Raw genomic sequence first — 1486 nt, 5'->3', positions numbered from 1 at the left:
AGTCGGGCCTGAATAATTCGTTTTGTGCGACTCTGGCTGTTATGCCGCGACGACGGTAGCCGTCGAGCGGTTGATCAAAGTGATCAGAACAAGGGCGTAAAAAAGCCTCAGCTTCCTGAGGATCATTCGCAGGTTGTGGCCGGCGCCGCACAGCACCGCGTGCATCGCATCGCCGAGCGCGCCTTTGAGCCAGTTCCGATCAAGTTTGCCGTCCGCCTTCATGTGACCGATGGCAGGTTCGATCGCGCTTCGCCTGCGAATCATCGCGCGCAGCCCTCGCGTGATACCGCGCCGCAATCCCGGGTGATAGATCTTCACGCCTTCGACGGCGACACCCTTGTAGCCGCGATCGACAATGGCAACTTCCGGCTTCACATCGCTCAAGATCGCTGCCTGCTCCAACGCTTCAGCCAGTGTGTGACCGTCGTATGGGTTGCCCGGCATCGAGCGGGCGCCGACCACCAGGCCTTCCTTGTGCGTCGTGGTGATCGACACTTTCACACCGAATTCATACGGCGTGCGGGCCTTGCCTTTCGCCAAACATTCCACTTCCGGCGCATGCAGCGCGTACAGCTTGTTCTTGTCCTTCTGCTTTTGCGACAGGATGCGCTTCGTGCGACCAATCAACTCCTGCAGCGCGGTGCGCCCGGTGTCGGCCACCGAATCGAGCTGACGCTCCACATCACGCATCACCCGTCCAACGCGCGAGCGCAACGTCCGCAGCGCCTTCCTCATTCGTTTGTATTGCTTGGCATGCGCGTAGCGGCTGATCTGGCTGGCCAAGCGCGGCGCCTCGCGGTTGTAGTTCTGCCGTAGCTTCAATCCGTGCCGCGCCGCGACCTTCACCAGATGTTCACGGCACCGTTCAAGCAAGCGCGAATCGGTTGGGTGAGCGATCGCTTTCTGCATCACTGTCGTGTCGACAATCACGCGCTTCACGCTGACGGCCTTGATCACACCCGCGCGCTTAGCGGCTTCGATCGTCTCGGCCAACAATTCTTCAACACCGGCTTCACCCAGCCGCTTGCGCCAACGCGTCAGGCTCGACGGGTCGATTGGCGGCTCGGTCTGCAAATACGTCTCGCCAGTGAGCACTTGCCAATACGGGTTCTCCACCCATTGCCAGACGACTTCTTCGTCGGACAGGTCGAACGCATGCTGGAGATACAGCAGGCCGGCGATCAGCCTTGGCGAGGTGGCCGGCCGGCCCTTGCGTGAAACGAAGCTCTCGCTCATTGATGCACCCAACCGATCCCAGTTGATCAGATCGGCCAAACCGACCAACGGATGCTTCAAGTTGATCTGTTCACGCAGCGGGTGTCGGAAGAAATCTCCCTCCGTCACAGGCGTCTTTGGACCCATCCGCACCTCGTTGAAATTTGCAGGGTTCACGCGTCAATATGCCTGTACCCTGCAATTCTCACAACCTCATTTGGCGTTCGGAACCACGCCACATAAGGCGCTCACGATTGTTCATGGTCGACTA

1 protein-coding gene is annotated in these 1486 nt (G+C 59.6%); it reads right to left on the bottom strand.

Annotated features, from left to right (window positions below; all coding sequences use genetic code 11):
- Nucleotides 1–39 precede the first annotated feature (39 nt).
- Complete coding sequence (locus DIE23_RS38955; protein WP_124618184.1) at nt 40–1362, bottom strand: IS5 family transposase; 1323 nt, start codon at nt 1360–1362, stop codon at nt 40–42.
- Nucleotides 1363–1486 lie beyond the last annotated feature (124 nt).

It is taken from the genome of Burkholderia sp. Bp9143 (genome assembly GCF_003853645.1).
GTDB lineage: Bacteria > Pseudomonadota > Gammaproteobacteria > Burkholderiales > Burkholderiaceae > Burkholderia.
This window is presented reverse-complemented; position numbering and strand designations above follow the sequence as displayed.